We start from the raw sequence: 25052 nt of genomic DNA on the forward strand, positions 1-25052 counted from the left end.
ATGTTCTTCCTCTTTAGTAAACTTTCCTTTCTTTCTTTCGTTCCTTTATTTTTAAACGACCTCTGTAGCTTGTTCTAGTTGCATATCCAAATTTTATTAACGCTTCACCTATCTGTTCCTTATAGACATTATCTAATGAAGGATTCTTGTTATTCCACACATCTGCTAACTCTGCAATATCATCTATACTTGAGAAAACTTTTACTAATTCATCTTTATTAGCTTTGTTTTCTATCTTGATTATAGCAATCTCAATTTTTGAATTAACAGAAACATTAGGATTAGAAAGAGTTAGTCGAACAAATTCAGGATTAAGATTTTCTACTTTTATTGCTCTAAACTTACTATTTATATCCAAATATTCGATAAATTTATCCTTGAGTTTGAAGACTTTAAAATTTTTACATATATAGTTTATATTTATATCCGATAAGCCTTGATCTATCACATATTCAATTACAGACAATTTATCAAAATCTATCTTCTCAATCAATACATCATCGATTATCTCGTTCACTAATTTTTTTGCATTTTCTTCAGAAAGATTGCTGTTAATCAGTTTATATATTAACTCTGGAGTAATTGTTAAACCTAAAATCATTGTAATAGCTTCATCTTGTTGCTCATCTGACTTTGTGTTAACAAGCATTACTGTCTCATCATAAAACTTATTATTTAATAAAGCATTTAGATTTTCATTAGTTATTGAAACTAAATCTTTGTTGATGAGTTTAATAACTTTTTCTCTATTAATATTCTCATCAATCTTAGTAATTGGCTTATTTGCACACTGCAAGGCATACTCAAAAACCTTATCACTGACAATAGAACTATTTATAAAGGTATTGCTAATTGCTATATTCCCCTCTAAAATTCCTTTAAAATTATCATCATTAATATTTTTATCAACGTATTCGACAAACTCTTCATCATACTCATCAATAGAACACCAGTAATTGTTAATGTTATTTATATTAAACAAAATCTTGTTTTTGGCAATCAATGTACCTATTAGATAAAGATTCTCTTTCAATTCTTCTATCTTACTAATATCCGATATAACTACTTCATTTCGTTTAATATATTTCAGCTTGTACTCATCAGATAAATTGGAGTTTATTATTTTAATTATTATATCTTCATTGTTTCTATATGGTTCATTCATCGTGTTTTCATCTATATATTGTCCGATAAACTCAATAAAATTACTTTCTAAATATTCTTTTGTAGAAGCAAGTGAATTAGATGTGAAAATATCACTTAAAAGATTTCCGTAATCACTTTTTCTACATAAAATATTTTCAGTAATATATCTTATATTTTTAACAGTTAGCCTGTAAGCTTGAATCCTCTCGATCTCTTTAATTCTTTCGGCGCTTGCTTCCGACTCAGTTATATCGTGGAATTTTATTTCGGTTAAAGAGATATTTTTAATAAATCTATTAAATTCCCTATCGCTAATTAAGGATATAACATTCTCATTTCGTTCTATATATGCACTAAACAATTTTAAACCATCTATATTTGTATAAGTGTGTGTGTAAATCGAGATAAGCAAATTGCTAAAAGTAACAAAGCTTTTATTCATACTTTCTTCCATTACTTCTAAAAGTCTTTGTTCATTATTATTTATAACTATGCTAGTAAATTTTTTAATTATTTCATATTCGTACACATCTAAAATAGGTATTAGCAAGTCATAATTGTCGTTTTCGCTTGCAGAAGTAATTGTTGCAATCAATTCATCCTCACTACTTGACAGTATACAAGCCTCCAAAAGCTTTTTATTAAGAATATTAAATCTATGAAAATCTTCTGCATCTAACCTATTTTTCACTTCCATCGGATTCTCTAAATCAAGAAAAACATCTTGTGCTTTAGACTCTAGTAAATTTTTAATAAAAATCGTGTCATTTTTCCCCAAACTCCCTTGATAGAAACAACCCTTGTAATGCCAATATGTTTCATCAATCAGTCCTTGCATAATTAAAAAACGAATCAATGGGAAATAGTGATTTTGTGTAATTGCTTCTTCTGTTTCTGCAAATACTTTATTTACCTCACTTGCTTTCAATATTTTCAACAAGTCCTTTACGGAGTATAGACTAAGTTCCCTCTTCTTTTTTTCGATAGTCTTCTTTTCCTTTAATAACTCATCAATGCGAGATTGACGATTTTCTGGCAAATGCTCTACTAAGTCTTTTCTTTCCTGTGTCGTTAAAATAAACTTGTCAACAAATGTCTCATAATTAAAATCGTCCCAATTAGAATTACTTGCAGAATATAAATAATTTATTCTAAATGAGCTATTTGGATTTAATGACTTTTCCTTAAGAAATTCTGCCCATGAAGTATTGTTATCATATTCATACCTACGAATATTAGGAGAAATAAGTGCTGCCATCGCTTCAAATTTGCTATTTTCGTCACGACTATTCAGAAAAGCTAACTCGTCAGAAACCTCTTCCAATCTCTCTTTTAATGCATTACGAGCCTCCGTCTTGTAATATTCCGAATTTTTAAAAACACTATGAATATATCCCTTATCCTCTTGTAATAAATCAAATTCTCTAGGGAAAATATTCTTTAACACAATCAATGCCAGAAGCTTGTTCGCATCTAACTTAAGTTCGTGAATTGCTATAATATTTTCATAAACAAGATATTCATTTACAATATTTTTCAATAAACGCATATCGTCAATATAAAGTGATATTTTGGCTATAACTTTTTTATCAGGCACATTAGTTGCCGTTTTAACTGCTTCGTTTAATTTATTTTCTGAGTTCTTTGAATCAATAACTGGAACAACAGGAACAATAAAATCAAAAAATTTTGTTCTATTTTTCGACAAAAACAATCCATCACGCAACATATATACAAATCTTATCTTTTTCTTTATCTTACGATCTTGCGTTGATAAAAATGAGTTTAATAAAAAGTTTAATTCCCTTAACTTTGTAAATATCTCAATATTATCATAGCGGTCTAAATCTTCAAACACTACAATCTCTGTACCTGAGCAATCCAAAAGATATACAATTTCTTTCATATCTCTTTCTAAAATCGTTTCGTCTCCATGCGTTAAATCATTTAATTTTGCTTCTGCACCTTTCACATTTATCTTAGATAAATGCAAACGATTAGACTCGAAAAATTTATAAGCCCAATACAGAGAAGGGTATAAAAATAAAATTGTTGAAATTATTGCTATTTTCCCTATCCCAATTGAGTATGAATTTAGAAAAGGTGAAATGACATCTTTTGTTGTCCAAATTCCAATCGATAATAAAAAAGATATTATTGGCAATATATTTTTCCATATCGATTTTACATCTTTATTTTTCTTGAATCCGTACTTGCTTAGAGGAATATTTTTGCTTTTAACTTGCGATAATATCTGATTTATAATCTGTCGTTCAATTCTATTGTTCTCATTTTTCTCGGTATTAGAATTGAGAGTATTGGTTATTTCATCATAATTATCTTTTATGTTATTCTCGAACTTAGGCTCTCCATTTTGCTCTTTATTATCTACAGAATAATCATCTTCATATTTCCCAAGAGATACCGTAATTATGTTTTTTAAATCTCGCTCTTTTTCATAAGTTTTCCATACTGTACTCTTCCCCGCACCATAAATACCAGTAATAGCAATATTTTTTATATCATTATTAGCAAATGCAAAATCAAGAGCTTCTGTATATATTTTTTTGTTTTCATTTAACTTTTCAGGAGTTAATGAATAAAATTTATTATTTTCTTTATCCATTCCTAAATCCTTTCAATCCAAGTATCTACAGCTTCTTCAAATTCTGCCATTCTATTTTCTTGATTAAAGAATGGGAAGCCTATGATTTTATAACCATCGGCAAATAAACTGCTGGTATTATGCTCATCTTCTATTTGTAACGAGAACTGTTCTTTCCAAGCATCTTCTTCCAATAAATGGCTACCTTTTGGTTCAACATATCCCTGATAAGTTAAACTTCCTTCCATCTCTTTCTTTCTAACAAAAAGTAAAAAGTCAGGTTCAAACCTTTCGCCTGCAGCAAAGGAATATATTGCAAGTTCTGGGATTCTTTCATTTCTAACAACATAATACTCTAAGCCCTTCGCCTGTAATTTAGGTTCGATTGTAGACTTAAAATACTTAATAAATAATTTTTCCTCGCTTGTGCCGAAATTATCATTAAATACATACCACTTTTCATTTCTTAAATCTAATTTGTAGTTATCGTTAGTACAATTATTCTGTGAGTCGCCCTTTCCACCATTCGCATCAATCTTTTCAATAAATATTTTCTTGTCTTTAAGCACATCTTTTAACATTTTAGGGATAAATTCCTTTGTGCCTACATATTCTGGTTTTAAGGACATAATATGAGAAGCTACTTTACTAAATGCATGTTTCACAGCCAAAAATAGATCTCTTCCTCTCAATTCATCATGAGGATAAGTAACCTCGACTTTTGAATTCCCTAAAAAATTATCAGAAGTCAAAAATTCCTTTTTAGATTTTAAAGTCGGGTATTTCATTTTTAAAATATCAAATCTTAATTCTTCAAAACATTCACTTGCTCCAAGCAAAACATTCATATCTATATCTTTAAATTTGATACTTTTTACATTTGTTTTGATAGAATTTGACGATACATTATTACCCCCAATCAAATTTATAATATTACCTCTACCAGACAAGGCTACGTAATGATATGTTTTCGTCTGCATACTTGGTTCTATAGCATTTATTTCATCTCTACTTTTTGGCAATCTCCTATTTGAATACACAAAGCTCTTACGATAAAAATCGCTATCCTTAAATTCATCTTTCAACTTATATTCTAAAGTAATCGGATCAGGTGCTTGTAGCCCTGTTTCAACAAGTGCTTGCTTAAGTTCAGAAATATACTTTGAGTCGTTTTTACTATGGAAATACATCGTCTCTAAAATACGGTTTTTATTAGCAATATCTCCGTCATACTTTCTCTTAAACTTATATTCCTCATCATCTATAACAAATGGACAATATCTTGCTCCTCGCCCAATAAGTTGTGCTTCTTTAATAGTGTACGAACCTATTTTTCCCGCTTTTCCACTCGATTGTCTAGTATCATATAAACGAACAATATCAAATAAATTTAAAACATCCCATCCTTCATTCAACATATCTACTGCAAAAATCACTCTTATCGGATTATCCAAATCCTCCAATGAGTTTACCAATAATTGTTTTTCTTTATTGTTATCAGAAGCTCCATTCATAATAATTGATGTTTCCTCTGTAAAAGAACTCTTTATAGAATGTTCTAAAATTTCTAATGTATCGTCTTTCTCCTTAAAATACAAAATAGCTTCTGTAAGTTCGCTTATTCCAACCAATTCAAGATTGGCTAGTTCGTATGTTGTAAGTTCTTTGACTTTCGCAAAAAACTCAGCATAGAATTTTTCTGACTCTGCTATTTTCTGTGATTTCAACATAATAACCGGCTTAATATTTAATTTCAAATCAGCAAATAGAAAACGCCTGTATTCGCTCATAACAAGAGCCATTAGACTTCTTGTCCATAAATCCGTATCTGTTGCAAAATTTTGAAAATCTTTAGTATATCCACTTTCTCTAAATGAAATTAAAGGATAATTAAAGACAATCTTATCTTTGTATTTAGCAACAACATTTGTGTCTTTTAAATCGCAAGTTGCTGTAAATTCAAGCATCATACTATCTCTATTTCTATATAGAGCGTTTGTAACCGAATATTCCCAGCTTTTGGCTGCTTCAGCCTCATCTTTTGTTGGTTTTTTAGTAAGTGAATTGATATGATGACTTTCATCAGAGATGAAGACCACCTTATTGTTTTCAAAATCATCATAGGTTATAGAGTTCTCCTTTGCTTCAAACAAATCCATATGAAGTTTTTGCGTGGTCGTAAAAATGATCTCAATGTCTTCTATATTTCCACCACTAAAATTATTAACGCTTTTAATCTTTATTTTATTTCCCAAGTATTCAAGTGTTTCACCAAATAAATACTTGTTAGATAAAGGATTTGTGAAATTCTCAATTGTCTTTTCCAATACATTCGTTTGGTTGACAAAGAAAAAAATTTTTCTATATCCCTTTGTATACAGATAGAGTATAAGTCCTGCCATAATAACAGTCTTACCGCTACCTGTTGCCATATGAAACAGATTGTGAATCTGTTTGTTCTTGGCTTTATTAAAATTGATAATAAAATTTCTAAATGCTTCTTCCTGATATTCTCTTAATACTATTTTTGGAGATAAACCCTTTGAAATAATTTCAGGTATTTCAATAGGATCTGCAAATGTTTTATAGGCAGAAATTTCTTCATGCAAAAACAATCTATCCATGTCTATACCTCCTCATAGAATGACTTTGTAAATCTCTTATCTTCCTCAGTAACATTAAAAGTTTGATCATCCATATCTGAATAATTCACATAGAGTTTATTCTTATCCACTAAGCTGATAAGAGATTTTTTCTTTTCTTCAAATGATAAATTTTCAAATTCTGCATCTGCTTTATTCAATTCTTCTCTTGTAATATATGGAACAATACGCTCATCTGAAAAAATAGCATTTTTGACTTCCAAAATACTATCTTCCGTTGTGGATTTAATAATGTATATGAGTGTGTTTGCATTTTCCAGAAGCTCACAGTATACGAAATAGCCACCGCCATTCCAATTCACAGATTTTGAAATGCCACCTTGTTCACCTTCAATTACTTTTTTCATTCTCTCAACAGTCATATCTTGAATGTAATCCATCTGTTCTATGCCAATGTATCTACGTCCAGTTTTATGAGCAACCGCACAGGTCGTCCCGCTTCCTAAGTGATAATCTAAAATTAAATCACCTCTATTTGATGCCATCTCAATAATTCGGCGTATTAGTTTTTCAGGTTTTTTGCCACCTTTTAGAGTTACACCGCCTTCATTAGCAATCCCCTCATAAGGTGTATCAATCCATATATTCGAAACTTGCATTGATGGAACAATTTTTCCATCAACTTCATGTAGCTTTTTTGAATAAAATGCAATTTCTTGTCCTTTATGTATATAAACTGTATATTGTCCATCACGCTTAACAGTAAATATTTTTTCAGGTTCTTCTCTTGACTTATTTCTTATATCTACAACTATTTGACCTGCATTATTCCCAATAGCAGTATAGCGAAAAACAGAATCCGCATTATTTAATGCATATTCAGATATAAGCTCATTTACGACCACTTTACCAAGTGCATCTCGAATTGATTTTGCATTATCATAGCCACGTTCCTCAGCTAAAACATCGACTATATTTCTTATTATCCACTTTTCAGCTGGATCATTCTTATTCACTACAACCGACTTATAATTTGTATCATATCCACTTTCAACATATTGAATATTATATTTCCAATTTCTCTTATTTTTAGCAAACGCAAGAATATATTCTGCCGTTTCAAAAACTCCTGGATTTACGGAAGCAAAACCAGATGGTGATTTTGTTTTAACAGTAATCTTGTTAATAAAATTTTCTACTCCAAATATGTCTTTCAGCAAACAATGAAGCTCACCAACACCATCATCGCTTATTTGAACAAATAAAGCTCCATCATCAGAAAGTAATCGTTTTGCTATTTCAAGTCTGTTCTTCATGAATACAAGCCAAGAAGATAGTTTAAAATTAGAATTATAGGCAAAGGTGTCTTCATCTTTTTTTACACTAAAGTAATATGGTGGATCAATATAAATACACTTTACCTGCCCTTCATATTTTTTAAGTAGGCTTGACAAAACAATCAAATTATTCCCTTTAACAATCAAGTTATCATTCTCATCAAAAGCAATATTTTCTTCTATTCCATCTTTTGTGTATCTTTTTGCATTAGTAAATACTTTGGGAGCAAGCATTTTTGTTATTTCATCACTTGCAATGGTCTCATTATAGAAAATCTCTTTTCGTTTTTGGTCATCTTTATCTTGTCCACCTTCAAGCACACAATCTTTATACGGAAAGTCTAAAACTACATCATTCGACTTTGAAATAAAATCTCCATTGTGCGTTAAGCCAATTTTATTTGTATATCTCGTATATGAGTCTGGCAAGAATTCTTTAGACTCAATAAACCAAGCAAACTTCTGCTTGTCAAAAACAAGTGTGCCGTTTACATTCTCAAAAAATCTTTCTTTAATTTGTTCGTTTGAAAGTAGCAATGTTAAAAGTTCGTTATTCATTGTCATAACATCACTATATACGATGGCTTTCAAAAGCTTATTATCTTCCGAAACATATTTTTCTCTTGTTTTTAAAACATCCTCTACTATTTCAAAAATGTTCTTGTCCATTTATTTATCCTCCTCAGCATTTTTATCAATACAAATCAAATCTCCTACATCTGTACCTAGTTCTTCACAAATTTTCCATATTACAGACAATGAGACTGCTTCTCCTCTAACCATCTTAGATATTGTTGTTGGAGATATTCCTGTTCTATCAATCAAATCTTTTTTCTTCATGTTCTTATCTATCAAAACTTTCCAAAGTCCATTGTAGTTAAATTTCATTATTATTCCTCCAAATTCCAATTTATTGGATTTTTTATACATATATTATAACATAAATCACATCTTTTGGCTATTACTCAAAAAAATAATCGGTGCAGTCCGAAGACTACACCGACATATCTTATCTTTCAGTTTCCTTTGAATATTCTTTCTTCTCCATTGGTTTTGCTTTTTCTTCAGCCTTATATTTCTTAATCGCTCCAAGCACAGATTCTTTCTTTTCTTCTTTGTTCTTCATCTGTTCCTTTGCTTTTAAAAGCTTAGATGATAGGATTCTAACGTTAGTATGTTCCTTACCATTATCATCAACAGAAGTTCTAACCTGTCCAAAGAGTTTTACAAAGTCACCTTGCTTAAAATCCTTTGGAATATCACCCTTATCTCCATAAGCTGAACAATTGGTATAAGTCTTATTTCCCTCATCATTTTTTGACACAACTGAAAAATTAACTACTTTAAAGGCTTCTCCATTTTTATTTTCTCTTTCAATGGTTTCGACCTCACCTACGATATTCCCAACAATATTCACTAGATCATTGTCTTCTTTTTCAATTGTTGCACTGTCTTTAATCTGTCCATTTTCTCTAAGTTCATCAATCAAGTAATCAAACTCATCATTAAGTAAACTCATACTGTCATTATCCATATACTCTTGGTATAACTTTTCCAAGGCATCTTTATCATTGATTCCTTTTTCAAAACTAATTAGTGCCTTTGCAAAATCTTCGTGATTTTCGTTTGCCATTTGTTCTAGTGTATTTCTCATTTCTTTGTAGTTCATAATATACCTCCATTTTTCTACTAAAAATGAAAAGGAGCTTGTAATAAGCTCCTTAGCGTTCATCGTGTTCTTTTGATTTATTTTCTCGTGTTTCTGCTTGTTTTTCTTGTGACTGATATGACTTAATTTGCCCTAAAATAGATGGTTTTTCAGATACCTTTTCTTTGCTTTCTGCTCTTGCATTAAGATTATCCTCTACATCATAAGTAGTTTCAAAATAGTCACTATCTCTAAAGTCATTATCGTATCTATCTGGCACACCATCATTGTCCAAATCTTTTGCAAGTGGATCATAGATATTACCATCGTCATCTCTTTCAAGATCTAATGCTTTTTTAAGGTCATTATCATCAATAGATACAAACTCTCCAAAGTCTCCATATTCCATTTCTTGTTTTAGAAATTCCAATGCCTTTTCTTTACTACCAAGGTCTTTGAGATAATCAATCTTTGTAATTGGTTCTCCATTGATATATTGAGTAGCTGAAAAGTCTTCTAAGCTAATTTCATATTGAATTTCATGCTTTTCATCTGGTGTAGTCGTATAAGCAATTCCGATATGAGCAAGGTCAGGAAATAGATTATTAAAGTTTTCGTAGGTATAACTATCATCTTCATATTCCCTTTTGCAAAAATCTACAATAGCCCTTTTTACATCTTCAAATAATGGATTAGGATTTTCTTTTTCTTCTACTTCTCCCATATCAAGTAGCTTGTTTAATTCTGCAAGTCTTAATACTTTTGTCTTTAGCTCATCTGCTTTTTCAAAAGGCTTTTTCAATTCCTCTTTGGCATTTTCCAGTTGTTCCTTTGTGCTAACAAGTTTTTCTTCAAGACGATTTAACTTTTCTGGCATTTTATCAATAGCATTATCTAGCCTTGTAATATTACCATCTGCACTTGTACCAAGCTCTCCCGAATGCTTTGCAACACCATTTAAGCTAAAGTTATGCTCATTGGTAAAGAAATTGTAGCTGACTTCTAAATCCATATTTCGGTACTGTCCTATAACCTTACTTTCATTAATTTTTACGTTTTTAATAGCTTCTAAGAGCTTTTCTCCAGCTATCTTTTTATCTCGAATTATCTCGCCATTAATCGTGATAGAAGTGAATTTATTTTCACCACTTCCTTGGGGTTCAACATTTTCAATATCTTTTTTCACTGCTTCAATTAGCTTTTCAGTCCTTGCTATTTCTTCAGGATATTTCTTTGCAACCTTATCCTCTAATCTATAACGGTTGGACTTGTAGTTTGCCTCAAGCATTTTAAGTTTCGTAACTTCATTATCCAAATCCATCTTTTCTTTTATCTTTGGATCACCTGTAGCAAGTGCTTTAATTTCCGCATAGTTAAGGGAGCTTTCGTCTACATCTTCTGCCACACGAACAGGAGTCTTTGAAGTCATAATCTGTGAAATAAATTTCTGCTTATTCTCTATCGTCTGGTCGAGTAGGTCGGGGATATTACTATCCCTTTCCCCTCTAAGAACCGTGCATGAGAGTTTCCCCTCACACGGCTCAAGTTTTTATAAGCCCTAATTAAAGAGCCAGCGTATTTTCTTTATCATTTATATGCAATTTTCTATGACACCAAGGGTGTACTAATGTTTTAAGGGTAATATTGTTTTGAGTTGTTTGATGTACTCTAAAGTCTGTATCCAGAGTTATTTTCTCTCCACAAACAGGGCATACTCCGTTTTGAGTTTTATACAGTCTATTTATAACTGTACGCCCTTTAAGTTCGTTTCGTATTTTTAACTCTTCTCTTTCTTCAAAGTATATTTGCCAATTTTCATCAAATGGATTTGCTTCAGCTTGTATCTTGGTAAATCTCTTAATATCAGTATCTGTAGCATATTTAAGACGAAGATAGTATTTCTCGCCATTTTCCATTCTGTCTCCAGTTGCTACACTGAAAGTCCAAGTTCTATTTCCAATCGTATGGAAATACTTTTTAGCTATCCATTTTCTACCTTTCTTAGGATGTCTACGAACACACCAGTTCCACAGGCATTTATATATTTCATAATCAAGTTTTTCAAACGCTTTTGATGAAACATTATATTTCTGATAGTTTATCCAACCTATAATAATTGGATTTAATTTTCTAATCAGAATTTCTTGTTTCATTGACGGATTATCCTTTATGATTTGTCTTATTTTATCAACAATAGCCTTGAAGTTCTTTTCGGATGGTTTTGTTAGTAACTTATCTTTATACATCCTAATATTAACTCCAAGAAAGTCGAAACCGTCATTTATGTGCGTTATGAGTGTCTTTTCCTCAGACAGTTCTAACCCTCTTTCTTTTAAAAATTTTACAATGATTGGCTTAACACCATTTTCAAGCAATTCCGCACTTTCTCCTGTAACGATAAAATCATCTGCATATCTGACAAAATTAACTTTTGGGAAATATGCTTTCTTATTTATTGTTCTTTTATGATATTTTTCTTTGATTGCTTTTTCTAACCCATCCAATACCATATTAGATATTACAGGTGATATTGGTGAACCTTGTGGGCTTCCAGTTTCTGTAGGAAATAATCTTTGCTTTTCTATATATCCGCATTCAAGCCAAAGTTTCAATAACGACTTGTTCATTGGAATATTATTCATTATCCATTCGTGGCTAATATTATCAAAGCAACCTTTTATATCTCCTTCAAGCACCCATTTTGCAGATTTCTTTTTATTTAGAGATGTAAAGCATTGCTCAATAGCATCTTGCGTACACCTTTTCGCTCTAAATCCATAAGAGTTAAAATCAGCTGTTGTTTCTGCAATCGGTTCAAGTGCAAATTTATATAGTGTTTGCATTGCTCTGTCTGTCATTGTAGGAATGCTAAGAGGTCTTTTCTTACCATTTTTCTTTGGTATATACACTCTTTTAAGAGGTTTAGGTTTATATCCTCTTAAGTTTAACTTTCCTATTGCATTATACTTTGCCTGTGGTGTTAGCCATAGTTCGCCGTCAACACCACTTGTTTTCTTGCCTTGGTTTTCAGTTACCCTCTTAATAGCCAAGGCTTTTGCATAAAATGAAGTTGTTAGTAAATGCTGTAAAGATTTTACCTTTCTGTATTTACTCATTTTCCACGCTTTCACAATACGCATTTGTAGTTTTTTAACATAGCTTTCTGCTACTGAAAAATCTATACTTTCCCAGTCTTTAGCTCTGTTAGTAGTAGCACACATTTTACTGTTCATTTGCTTTCTCCTTTCAAAAATTCTACAAGTTCTCTTGTGATTAAAAACCAAATGGAAGTCTGCACTCTTTCGAGTTAGGGCAAATTTTGAACCCCTATCCATCTCATTACAAGATGGCATTCGCTTTTTCCATTATCCTTTACCTGCACCATTATCAGCATTTCTTACGATTTGCCTTGCCTTTTGGCAACGGTACAGGCTTACCATGTTCCACTTAATTAACATTGATAACTTAGGCTCTACCTCTCTGCCGGTAGTCTTCTTGTCCGTGTAATCCCACTATGGAAAGGATTATCCGACTACACACCATTTTGGTTCAGGCTTATCAGCAACTTTAGCCTGTTCACCTTAACGACATTTATCAGTAGTTCACATATGTTAGCCATATCATCAAGCCTCGCTCCCTAACCGCCTTGTTGCTGGCAGTTTCGGTATTCCCTCACGGTTCAACCTCAAGTAGGGCTACTTTAATATCGGCTTACCACACCTAAGTGCAGTCGATACTTGGCTCAACTAACGGAATAGTTGGTTTGGTCATTATGCCAAACAGTTAAATTAAGCGACTTCATGTCGCACCCACAAGTAGCTGTCAAATGTATTCTCTGTAACATAACGATAGATACTAACTTCCTTGTTTTCATTACCTTGACGAACAATTCTACCACTTCTCTGTTCAAGGTCAGCAGGTCTCCACGGCACATCCAAATCATGCATTGCAATTAGTTTATTTTGCACATTTGTACCAGCACCCATCTTCTGTGTTGAACCCATTAAAATGCGAATTTCGCCTTTTCTTACCTTTGCAAATAGTTCATCCTTTTGCTTATCAGAATTAGCTTCATGGATAAAGGCAATCTCTTCTTTGGGAATACCAAGTTTTACAAGCTTATCTCTAATATCATCATAAATATTGAAACTGCCATCTCCTTTTGGTGTAGACATATCAGAAAACAGTAGCTGAGTTGATTTATTTTCTTTAGTCTTATCCCAAATAGAAAATACATTTTTTACGCATACATTGACCTTTGAGTTTTCATCATCAGGAAGTAGAGGATTTATTAAACGCTGATCCAATGCAAGTTTCTTACCATCATTAGTAATCTTAAGCATATTATCTTCTTCAGGCTCTACGGACTTATTACGCACCTTATCAGCCCTTTCAGACAAGCTCTTTAGTATTTCTTTTTGCTCTTCACTTGGTTCAGTCTTAATGACCTTAAAATGAGCTTCTGGAACAGGAAGATTGAGCATATCTGCGGTTTGAATATCGGATACTTCCTTAAACATACTCATAAGCTCAGGTAGGTTATAAAACTTTGAAAAACGAGTCTTAACTCGGTAACCTGTTCCCTCTGGAGATAATTCAAAAGCAGATTGTGTTTCTCCAAAGGTTGAAGCCCATGAATCAAAATGCTCTAGTCCATTCTTTTTTAAAGTGTCGTACTGTAAATATCTTTGCATAGTATAAAGCTCTGTCATTGAGTTTGATACTGGAGTGCCTGTCGCAAATACAATTCCTTTTCCACCAGTCATTTCATCCATGTATCGGCATTTCATAAACATATCTGATGACTTAAAAGCTTCAGATTGTCCGATACCTGCAACATTTCTCATTTTTGTATAAAGATATAGGTTCTTATAGTTATGTGCTTCATCAACAATCAGCTTATCTACGCCAAGCTCTTCGAAAGTAATAACATCATCCTTTTTGAAATCATCATTTAACTTTTCAAGCCTTGTTTCTAATTTCTTTCTGGTTTTTTGAAGCTCTTTTACTGTGAAATTTTGATTTCTGTCATGCTTGTACTCTTCTACATAATTGATAATCTCATCAATCTGGTCTTGAATGTGCTTTTGTTGATATTCCTTAGACATTGGAATTTTTTCAAACTGACTATGACCAATAATGACAGCATCGTATTCGCCTGTTGCAATCTTTCCAATAAATCTCTTTCTGTTTTTCGGTTCAAAGTCTTTTTTATCAGCAACCATAATATTTGCTGACGGATATAGCTGCATAAACTCTCTACCAATTTGTCCTGTTAGGTGATTAGGAACTACAAATAAAGACTTAGTACACATTCCTAGTTTCTTTGCTTCCATAGAGCTTGCTACCATTTCAAAGGTTTTGCCAGCTCCTACTACATGGGCAAGTAAGCTGTTGCCACCATATAAAATTCTTGCAATAGCATTTTTTTGATGATTGCGAAGTGTAATATCCGTGCTCATTCCATCAAAGCTTAAGTTAGAACCGTCATACTCACGATTACGAATAGAATTAAATCTCTCGTTATATGCTTTAACAAGTCTTGTTCTTCTATCTACATCATTAAATATCCAGTTCTTAAACTCTTCCTTGATAAGCTCTTGTTTCTGTCCTGCAAGCATGGTTTCTTTTTTATTTAGTACCGAAGTCTTTGAACCATCTGGATTTACTAATTGGTCAAAGACTTTTGTTTCTTTTAGGTTTAGAGCATCTTCAATCAGCTTGTAGGCACTCACTCTACTTGTTCCATAGGTCATTTCAGCAAGGTCATTTCCTCTATCTTTGCTCTTTCCCTCAACATTCCATTCACTGGTTAAATGTGAAAATTTGACTTTAATATCCCATCTTGCATATCCTGGAGTCTTTAATGTTTCAAATATGAATCTTTCAATATCTTTAGGTGGAATCCATGTTGCACCAAGCCTTACATTGATTTCACTGGCTTCAAGTTCTTTTGGCATTACTCTTTGAAGTTCTGCTTTTTGATATTCCAGTCTGCTTAGTTCGTTTACAAGTGTTTTTCTTTCATTTTCACTTTCTTCTGGAAGCATTCGTTCTGCTTGTAGTAACCTATTGATATAACTATCTACAATTTCAATCTTTTCTCTAATGTTGCCACTTAAATACTCATCTTTTGTTACATAGGCATACTTGAAAGAATTGCTTTCATCACTGCAAGCAAATGGCAAATCTCCATCTTCCAAGTCAAAAGAAATCTTCTGATTAAAACCAACATTCTCTTCCCTAATATTTAGAAAGATTTCTCCTCTAAGTTCTTCTATAAGAGTGTTTCTATCCTTATCCGTAAGATTTGTTATGTAATCAAAATCTACATAACCTTTTTGTGAAATAGATAGTACCAATGCTTCAAGTGAATTATCTACATGGTCAATAACTTTCGCTTTTGTGATAGTTCGTTTAGAAAAAATATCGCCTTTTGCCTTGAAGTTTTCTTCTTCATCAAGTATCTCGATAGAAGATACCAGTGGGAAGTTACTATCCTCTCTTAAAGCTCTGGTGTTACTTAAATTATTAACAAAACCATGTTTCTTAGAAAAGTTATCATAAACAGCGTTTAATTTATCCTGAGATTCTTTGATTTCAGCTTCACTAAAGTCTTCTTTTTGCTTGTATATCACATCCTTTAGTGCGTCATTTAATTCGAGATAATTCTTAATCTTTTCCTTGTTTTTTTCTGATACTTCTCTCTTAATGAAAAGTGAATTTTCTCTGTAATATACCTCATCATCAATCAAGGTATAAGAGAAGTTTTTTACATCATCGGTTGCAGGTATTGAGGTTACTTCATCATCTAGTAGCTCTATCTCTTCATATTTCGCATCTTTTGATATTCTTTCACCTGCTATTTCAATACGGTCTTTAAGAGACTCCATATTATTCTCTTGTCCTAAAAAGGCTATCGGCTCACAAGTTAAAGTCTTTCCAAATCTACCACTAACTTCACGCATAGAACCTAATACTTGTTCAGGATGGTCTACAAAGTATTTATTGTAAGTTAAGCCATTTTCATCTTCTGCTAAATGAACCCAGTCATCGTCACGCTCAAGTACACTATCTCTTTTCTTCAAGAAAATAATATCGCTTGTCACCTCAGTTCCGGCAACACCCTTAAAGGTATCGTTAGGAAGTCTTATTGCACCTAAAAACTCTGCTCTTGCATTTATATATTTACGGATACTTTCGTCTTTCTTGTCCATTGTTCCAGATGATGTGATGAAGGCTATAACACCACCATTTCTCACCTTATCAATGGATTTAGCAAAGAAATAATCGTGAATAAGAAAGTTATTACGATTGTAGTCTCTGTCATTTACCTTAAATTCTCCGAAAGGTACATTTCCGATTGCTACATCAAAGAAATTATTTGAAAAACTGGTCTCTTCAAAGCCTTTCACTTGCACATCACTTTCAGGATAAAGAAGTTTTGCAATTCTACCACTAACAGAATCAAGCTCAACTCCATAAAACTTTGACTTGCTCATTTCATCTGGAAGATTACCGATAAAATTACCTACGCCCATCGATGGTTCTAAGATATTTCCATTCTTAAATCCCATTTCTGAAAGCGTACTATATACTCCGTCTATTACAACTTTCGGTGTATAAAAGGCTGTTAAGGTAGATTCTCTTGCAGTTTCATATTCAAAAGGTGTTAGATTTTCTTTTAAGAAAGCTCTTGCTTCTTTCCACTGTCCTTCTTTACTTTCATCAAAGACATCAGCAAGTCCACCCCAACCTACATATTTTGCTAAAACTTCCTGAGCTGTAATATCAAGCTCTCGTTCTCCGCTCTCCACTCTGTTAAGCATAGAGATTGCTTCAAGATTATTGTTTAACCTTTCACTTGGAGCAAGTTTATCAGGGAGAATATCTTCTTTAATTCTAAAGTTTGATACTTTCTCTTGTTTCTTTTCCTCAAGTCCAAAAAGTCTTTCTAAATCACTTTCTAATCTATACGGAATAACTTCTGAACCCGTAATCATTCCTCCAAGATATTCCACATTATCCTTTATGGTTACTGTCTTTAGACCCTTTCCCATGTCATCAAATCTTGTAATGGTAAAGTCCTTATTCTTATATTGAACTTCATCTCCAACCATAAGTTTTGGTCTATCAAAAGAGATTTTTTCTAAAAGCTCCTTATCATCAGCAAAACTCACAATCGGCATCATAAAGTTACCTTTTCTAAGTGGTGCAAGTCTTAAATCATTCTTTTTTAGAATCTCATTAAAGCTCACTTCATCATCAATCTTATATGCCTCATAATCCATGTAGACCGTTTTCCCAACAGATAAGTCTAATGATTTTTCTTTATCTTCTTCTGGATTAAGGTAATCAAAAAGTGTCTCTTGTTTTGCTTCAACTTGACTGGCTTCTACAACATAATCAGCAATCTTATATGCTTCATATTTTCCACTATCAATTAAACTATCAACCTTTGTGCTTTCCTTAAAATCTACTCCTCGATTAAGTGAATATTCCAATCCATCAACTTCTACTTTTCTTCCAGTCTCTTCAAGGCTGATGGCAAAGCTGTCTTTTTTACTTGCAATGATAAATTCGTTACCCACCTTAATTGCCACTTTTTCATTTTGATTGTTATATGAATATTCTTTAAGGCTATCAACAAACTCGCTCATCGTAACAAAGTCGATATTGTCCTTAAATTCTTCAATTTGACTTATGCTTACATCGTCATTTATTAGATAACCTTTTAGTACATTGAATTTTGCAAGTTTAATATCTAGGTCTTTTAGATACTTTATCTTTTCTGATGTAACACCGTTTGTATCTTTGTTCCAGTCATCAATCAGCCATTTTAACTGTTCCATCTTCCAAACAGGAAGCTTTGGATCTGCAATTTCTGTAATCTCATTTCCATAAAAGTCATATTCTTTAATGGCACTCATAATCTCTTCTAACTGTTCAGAATTAAAATCGCTTAGCTTAATATTTGTGCCTTGAAGTGCTTCTTCTAATTTGCTTGTGGTAAGTCTACTGATTGCAATATCTCTTGATACCTCGTACTCTTCCATTATAGCTCCGACTTCTTCGGCAAAATTATGACTTAATTTTTCTTCAAATTCCTCTATAACTTCGTTGTTAATTTCTTTATGAATTACATCATCTTCAAAGCTAAGTTCACCATTAAAAACCATCTGAAGCTCTTGTTCATCCATCTGTTTTTTAAGTTCTGTGTATTTAAGTTCTCTAAAAGTTTTTGGAAAATCCTCTAAAATTAGTCTTTGAGCATTTAGTTCTTTAAGCTCATTTATATTAAAATATCCCCATTCAGGCTCTATTCCTAAAACAAGCCCAAAAGCATCGCCACTTTCTCTATCATACTCTGTCATATACCAAGTCCAATTACTTCTAAAAGGAATGATATATGCTGCATGAACTTCTTTTTCGGCAAGGTTTATTTTTTCCTGTTCATAAAGTTCAGGAACACGCTCAAGCATTTCATCAGTCATTAGGTTATATGGATCTTCCTTAGAATAGAAAAAGGAAGCATTTTCTGCTTCCTCATTCATATCTTCTATGCTGTTTTCTATGCTTCTACTATTTCCTTTATCACCATCTCTTTTAGGGCTGAAATCATCGCCTTGTACTCTGGATGATTCTCGTCCGTTATCTTCCAAGCTTCCATCATCTTCGGTTTTTCCTCTCTCATAAAATGGATTACTCTTTTCTGTACTTCCATTAGATGCGTTAGTAATTTCTTCTCCTTGTAAAGGTCGATTAGCATCTGATAGTGTTTCTCCTCGCTCGTTTCTGTAAGAAAGTCCAGTCTCATCACTGCGTAAGTCGGATTTGGAAATTCCTTCATGAAGCTCTTCTCGTTTTCCAGATTGTTCAAGGTCTTCTCCTTGATTTTTGAAATTATCTCGTCCGTATTCTCCATTTCCAAGAATTCGGTTTCTTGTGTCATCATCTCTTTGGTCATTTGATCGAATAACATTTTTTATCCCTCCTAAACTATTTTTTTCGTTATCTATATTATAATCGGCGCTAATACCCTTTGTCAGGTCTTGATTGACAGATAAATTTCTTGTTCTTATCATGGTATTTTCAATAATATTGTCGCAAGCCTTTGAAATACAAGCCCCTACGCTCATAAGAGAAATACTATCTAAGGTTCTAAAATTTTCTTTTAGGTTATCCATTCCTATCGGATAATCTAAGTTAAACCTGTTTGAAACAGCATAGCTAATAGAATTTCTCATAAAGTTTACAAATGAGTTTCTATCTTCATCAGAAATTCTCAAGTTATTACAAAGCTCATAGATGCTGTCATCTGCATAAACTCTGCTAAGTGAGTAGATATTTTCAGATAACTTATCACTTGCTTCAAAGCCACGAAGAGTAATCATATCTTTTAGTGCTTCTTCATGTTTTTCTCTATCAAACTCCCATAGTTTTACCTCATTTACGCCTCTATCCATAGATACTGTCTGACTAATATCAAAGATATATCCAACCTTTTGAAATGGATAGGTTTCACTTAGGATTGGAATACCCTTTTGTCCTCGCATAACGGTGCGATTAAATCTTTCTCTCCACATATCAAAACTTGCACAAGCTGTTGCATTTGGATTTTTATCATAGATACTAAGCTGACTTAAAAAGTCATATCTTTGATTGTTTCCAATTACTTTTAAGAGTTTCAGATACTCATTTTCGCTATCTAAAACATCTCTTTTTACAAGCTCGATAATATTGTAAAAATCATTTGTTCTCATCTTTACCTCCTTGTTTTTTAGCATGAAAAAAGACGATAGCAGTCTCTATCGCCCATTTCAAAATTGAAATTATTACTTATTTTCCAAAACTTTGTTTAGCTCTATTTCATATTCTTTAACACTACTTATGATTCTATCAAATGATATTTTTTCTCCAAAGAGCATATTTTTCATACTATCATAGTCTTTTGAGAATGTCTCTAAAGCTTCATCTGATGGAATTAACTTTATATTTCCTTCCATAATATCATCATATTTTGCCCAATTACACGCATAGAACTTTTTCTTAAACTCAATAACCGCTTTTAATAAATCTAAGTTATCGAAACTTTTTTCTTTTATATCTGTAAGTAGCATTTTATATACATCGTAAAAATGCCTTGAATATCTTGTAGGATAGTTGCCATTTACTCTGTTTGCTTCCCTATGCAGTATTGTTATCTTTTCATAAAAAGTTCTTAGACTATCAACTGCTAAAACTTGAATATTTTCATCAAATACTTCAGGGTATACTTCCTCAATATAGGTCTTTATTTTCCGTCTACTTGCAGGAATCGGTTCAGCCAAACTTCCAATTTCAAGTCTTATCACTTGAAGTATGGAGCTGTCTTTATGATTTTTAGGATAATCAAAGCAAATTGTTTGACCGTCAAATTCATCAATATAAAATTTATAATCTTTACCTCTCAACACATCTTTAAAATCATTTTCTAAAACAGGTAAAAATTCATCCCTAAGAAATATCTTTGTGTCCTCGTTTAGTTTATCATTGAATTTCAACTGCTTCGTATTACTCCTATCCTCATAAGGTTCTTTACTTTTATAACCTAACAATTTCCAATCCAAAGCAAGGTCAATATCTTCCGAAAATCTTTCAATCAGCTTATATACTTTTGATAGGCTTGTTCCACCTTTAAAAACAATGGCATCTTTATATTTAAAATCCTTAAATAGGTATTTCAAAATCATACAAACCCATAAATCTTTTTCTACAATAGCCTTTGACATAGAAAGCTTATCTGATGTATTTTGTATGACAAGTTCAAGCTCTTCACTTGATATTTTTAATAATTTACTCATGGTTTATCTCCTGTATTTTATTTAAAACTTCCTGTATCCAAAAAGGTAATTTTAATGTATCCTTTATTAAATCTTCTTGAATTTCCTTAGCAAAAACAGCAAGTTTTTTTATATCTTCTTCACTTATATTATCTTTTCCAAGCGCTTTTATTGCCTGTATCAAAATAGATAATTCTTTTGAATAAGATGTTATATTTCTATTTGTCGTATGCTTAAATATGATTTTTTTATCTCTATACAAATATTCTCTATACGCTCCATCTGAAATATAAACATATTCATTTGGTACTTGTGTAGATAATCCTGTGTAGTTTAATGCTGTATCTCCTGTGGGAGCTATCGTCCAAGAAAATTTATCGGCTATCTTTTCTGCTACAGCACTAGCGTCAGGATAAGAGTATTCATTTAAAATTTTACTGTACTTTGGTTTGGTATATAATCCATCAAGAAGTCTGGCTATCTCATTTTCTTCATTTAACCTATATAAAATGGATTTAATGGTATTCTTTGTCCCTAAGTCATAGAAGTCATTTATAGAGAAAATCTTACCTTGATTCTCAGACATTATGGTTTCTATTTGATTTGTGATTGAATCCATATATAACACCTCCTTGCACCCAAAATTATACACTTTTGGGTGCAAAAAGTCAATCCAGCTATAAGTTAAGTTTTTATACTCCTGTTATATTTTTATAAATTCTGCAAAAGCTTCAAATTTTCCTATAGTGCTAACTGTGACTTTAGTAGTAACCAGACTATACTCATCTTGATACTTGTATCCTTGTCCATAAACAATAAACACAAGTGTATCCTCATCATCAAGAAAAATATCAATTCCATTTTTAAAATCTGTTTTCTCTAAGATTTCTTCAAAGTTGTGAAGTTCATTATATTCAGATTTTGGCTTGATTATTTTGCTATGATACTTATCAATATAACTAATATCATAGACGCACAGATAATTTACAAGTCCATATATTTTAGAGAAGATAGCTTCAACTTCTTTCATGTGTTGTTCTTCCTTGTCATCACTACTTGTTAAAATACTATATGTTGTTAATCTTTTCATTTCTTTTTCCTCATAATTTCTTTTAAAATTGCTTCTAATACATCAACTACAATGCTATTTCCTGCTTGCTTATACAGGATTGATGATGTTGTGCCTTTTCTTTGCTTATAGATAGCTCGCAAGGTATCAAAGTCTTCATCATCAAAACCCATTAGCCTAAAGCATTCTCGTTCTGTTAAATACCTATACTTACCGTTTCCTATATCAATAATTCCTGAATTGGGAATGCGTGCTTGTTTTGTTGAAATGGTGTAGGCAAACTTATCAATAACTTTTAATCTGCCCTTGAAATGATTATTTTTAGGATCTCCTCTAATATGAGAAAGCATTGATTCTTGCTTTACTTCATAAAGATTAGAGACATCTTCTTCTAAAAACTTAGATATATCCTTTGCCTCTATCTTTTCTAAAGAAGAAAAATTAAAGTAGTTTTCACTTAAGATACTTATAACAAAGATACGCTCTCTTTTTTGTGGTATTCCAAAGTCCATAGCATTTAAAATTTCATACTTATTCTCATAACCAAGCCTTTCCATTTCTTTTAGGTAATGAAAAAAGGAAGCTCTCATATTTTTATCGAGAACTCCCTTTACATTTTCCCAAAGCACTATCTTTGGTCGTATTTTCATTTCTTCTATAATTCGTATAGTTTCAAAAAGAAGACTACTTCTTGTACCGCTACCTTTTGTACCACCTTTCTTTAAGCCACTTCGACTAAAATCTTGACATGGACTACCATGCATTAGTAAATCTATTCTTTCGTCTGTCGGATGATAATCTACTATACTCTTAGGCTCAAATTCTTCGCCATAAAGTGCATTATAACTTTTAACACAATTCTTATCTATCTCTACATAATCCACCGTCTTATGAGATATTTTTTGCCTTATTAAAGCTTTTCTAATAGCACCTATACCACCAAACAGTTCTAATACATTCAACTCACTTATTTTCATCACCTCCAATAAAATAAGGGAACAAGATTAGCTCTCATTCCCCTAAAAATTATTTACGATATATCCCTACTGTTTCTCTTATTTCATTCTCAATACATTTTAAGAAGTCATCCTTATCCGCCTTGCCATTAGCAATGTCAGATAGTTTCATTTCCCACTCGGCAGTAGTTTCTGCTGATTTAAAAGTATCTGAAACAATAGTCACCAAACTAATTCCTTTATTGGTTGCAATTAAATTCTTTTTATCTCTTTCTACAAAGCCTTTATAGATTAAGTTTTCAATAATACCAGCCCTTGTTGCAGGTGTACCAAGTCCTTTTCGTTCTACCTCAACATCTTTTTCTAAAGCATCATTTCCTGCAAGCTCCATAGCCTTAAGAAGTGTATCTTCTGTAAAGTGTTTCGGTGGTGTTGTGTATTTTTCTTTTATTTTCTTGTTTTCAACGCTTAATACATCGCCTATGCTCACATCAGGAAGTAGTGTATCTTCATTTTTCTTAGACTTGTATTCTTTAAGATATTTTGTAAATCCATCATCTTTAATTACCTTACCTGAGCTTGTAAATTCAAAGCTATCAAATTCAGCGACAATCTTTGTTGTATTTTCAATTAAAGGATAGCCTACACTTGCGTGAAACTTATTTAAGATAAGTCGATATACCTTTAATTCACTTTCAGGAAGTGAAATCAAGTCTTCATTCATACTGCTTGTTGTTGGTATGATTGCATGATGATCTGTAACCTTTTTTGAGTTAAATACCTTCTTAATACGTCCCGTATCAAAGTCATTCTTTCCTAAGATATGATTGATGGTACTTGTAATCATATCTTCCGTTAAGCATCTGCTGTCTGTTCTCGGATAGGTAATCAGTTTTTTCTCATACAGACTTTGAGCATAGTCAAGTGTCTGCTTAGCACTATATCCAAAATATTTGTTGCACTCTCTTTGGAGCGTTGTAAGGTCAAATGGCAAATCAGGCTTTGTTATCTTTTCTTTTTGAATAACATCGGTAATTTCTATCTTATCGCCTACTAAGTTTAAGAGCTGCTCTGCTGTTATTCCATCATCAATTCTATCTGTTGAAAGTGTAAAGTCATTAAGACTTAGCTCTACTATAAAATATTTTTCTTTTTTGAAATTGGTTATTTCCTCATCTCTATTTACAATCATTGAGAGGGTAGGTGTCTGCACTCTTCCTACACTGTAATTTTGCTTATATAGGCACGAATAAAATCTACTGATATTCATTCCAACAAGCCAATCTGCAATCGCTCTTGCCTGTGCAGACTCAAAGAGATTATCGTAGAACTTTCCCTCTTTTAGATTATCAAAACCATCTTTTATGGCACTATCCTCCATCGATGAAATCCAAAGGCGTTCCATCTTCTTTTTACAATGAGCCTCGTTATATACAAGTCTAAATATTGCTTCGCCCTCACGACCTGCATCACAAGCATTTACTACGGTATCAACATCTTTATCATTCATCAGTTTTTTAAGAGTATTAAACTGCTTTTTAGTAGCTTTTGATACAACATACTTATATTCACTCGGAATAATCGGTAAATCTTCCATATTCCACTTAGCATACTTTTCATCGTAGCTATCAGGATTTGCCATCTGAATCAGATGACCCACGCACCAGGATACCCTATATCCATTTCCCTCGTAGTATCCATCTTTCTTTTTTGTAGCTCCTATTACCTTTGCAATTGATATAGCTACACTCGGTTTTTCTGCAATAACTAAATCCATATTATCTCCAATCTTTCAAATAAAATAAAGCGAAAGATAATACTCTCTCGCCTTTAACTTGCACCCAAAATCATATAGTTTATGGTGCA

12 protein-coding genes and 1 pseudogene are annotated in these 25052 nt (G+C 32.3%); all 13 read right to left on the minus strand.

What is annotated here, in order from left to right:
• Positions 1-13: 13 nt before the first annotated feature.
• Positions 14-3772 carry a YobI family P-loop NTPase gene (locus tag HMPREF3181_RS02215; protein WP_068472573.1) on the minus strand — a complete coding sequence of 1253 codons (3759 nt, stop codon included), beginning with the start codon at positions 3770-3772 and terminating at the stop codon, positions 14-16.
• Positions 3773-3774: 2 nt separating this feature from the next.
• A complete protein-coding gene (locus tag HMPREF3181_RS02220) occupies positions 3775-6375 on the minus strand; it encodes a DEAD/DEAH box helicase family protein (protein ID WP_068472575.1) in 2601 nt (866 codons plus the stop codon).
• Positions 6376-6377: 2 nt separating this feature from the next.
• Positions 6378-8360, minus strand: coding sequence for a DNA methyltransferase (locus HMPREF3181_RS02225; protein ID WP_068472576.1), 1983 nt, complete (start codon positions 8358-8360; stop codon positions 6378-6380).
• Positions 8361-8579, minus strand: coding sequence for a helix-turn-helix domain-containing protein (locus HMPREF3181_RS02230; RefSeq protein WP_068472578.1), 219 nt, complete (start codon positions 8577-8579; stop codon positions 8361-8363). It abuts the gene before it with no gap.
• A 121-nt stretch (positions 8580-8700) separates the two neighbouring features.
• A complete protein-coding gene (locus tag HMPREF3181_RS02235) occupies positions 8701-9360 on the minus strand; it encodes a DNA-binding protein (RefSeq protein WP_068472579.1) in 660 nt (219 codons plus the stop codon).
• Positions 9361-9412: 52 nt separating this feature from the next.
• Positions 9413-10813, minus strand: a pseudogene (locus HMPREF3181_RS02240) (helicase); the annotation flags it as partial.
• A gap of 88 nt (positions 10814-10901) precedes the next feature.
• Positions 10902-12572 (minus strand): group II intron reverse transcriptase/maturase, encoded by a 1671-nt coding sequence (ltrA, locus tag HMPREF3181_RS02245; protein WP_068472583.1) that lies wholly within the window; start codon positions 12570-12572, stop codon positions 10902-10904.
• A 555-nt stretch (positions 12573-13127) separates the two neighbouring features.
• A complete protein-coding gene (locus HMPREF3181_RS02250; RefSeq protein WP_068472584.1) occupies positions 13128-20102 on the minus strand; it encodes a helicase-related protein in 6975 nt (2324 codons plus the stop codon).
• Positions 20103-20174: 72 nt separating this feature from the next.
• Positions 20175-21182, minus strand: coding sequence for a nucleotidyl transferase AbiEii/AbiGii toxin family protein (locus tag HMPREF3181_RS02255; protein ID WP_068472586.1), 1008 nt, complete (start codon positions 21180-21182; stop codon positions 20175-20177).
• Complete coding sequence (locus tag HMPREF3181_RS02260; RefSeq protein ID WP_039991222.1) at positions 21175-21780, minus strand: DUF6088 family protein; 606 nt, start codon at positions 21778-21780, stop codon at positions 21175-21177. The genes HMPREF3181_RS02255 and HMPREF3181_RS02260 overlap by 8 nt, the downstream gene beginning before the upstream one ends.
• 84 nt (positions 21781-21864) lie before the next feature.
• The gene (locus HMPREF3181_RS02265; protein ID WP_010680149.1) at positions 21865-22251 is read right to left on the minus strand and encodes a hypothetical protein; all 387 of its coding nucleotides are present in this window, start codon (positions 22249-22251) and stop codon (positions 21865-21867) included.
• Positions 22248-23201: a DNA cytosine methyltransferase gene (locus HMPREF3181_RS02270; RefSeq protein ID WP_197415913.1), complete on the minus strand. Its 954-nt coding sequence runs from the start codon at positions 23199-23201 to the stop codon at positions 22248-22250. The genes HMPREF3181_RS02265 and HMPREF3181_RS02270 overlap by 4 nt, the downstream gene beginning before the upstream one ends.
• A gap of 55 nt (positions 23202-23256) precedes the next feature.
• Positions 23257-24963, minus strand: a complete 1707-nt coding sequence (locus HMPREF3181_RS02275) for a DNA topoisomerase 3 (protein WP_068472593.1) — start codon at positions 24961-24963, stop codon at positions 23257-23259.
• Positions 24964-25052: the final 89 nt, after the last annotated feature.

It is taken from the genome of Parvimonas sp. KA00067, from assembly GCF_001553085.1.
GTDB classification, from domain to species: Bacteria; Bacillota; Clostridia; order Tissierellales; family Peptoniphilaceae; genus Parvimonas; species Parvimonas parva.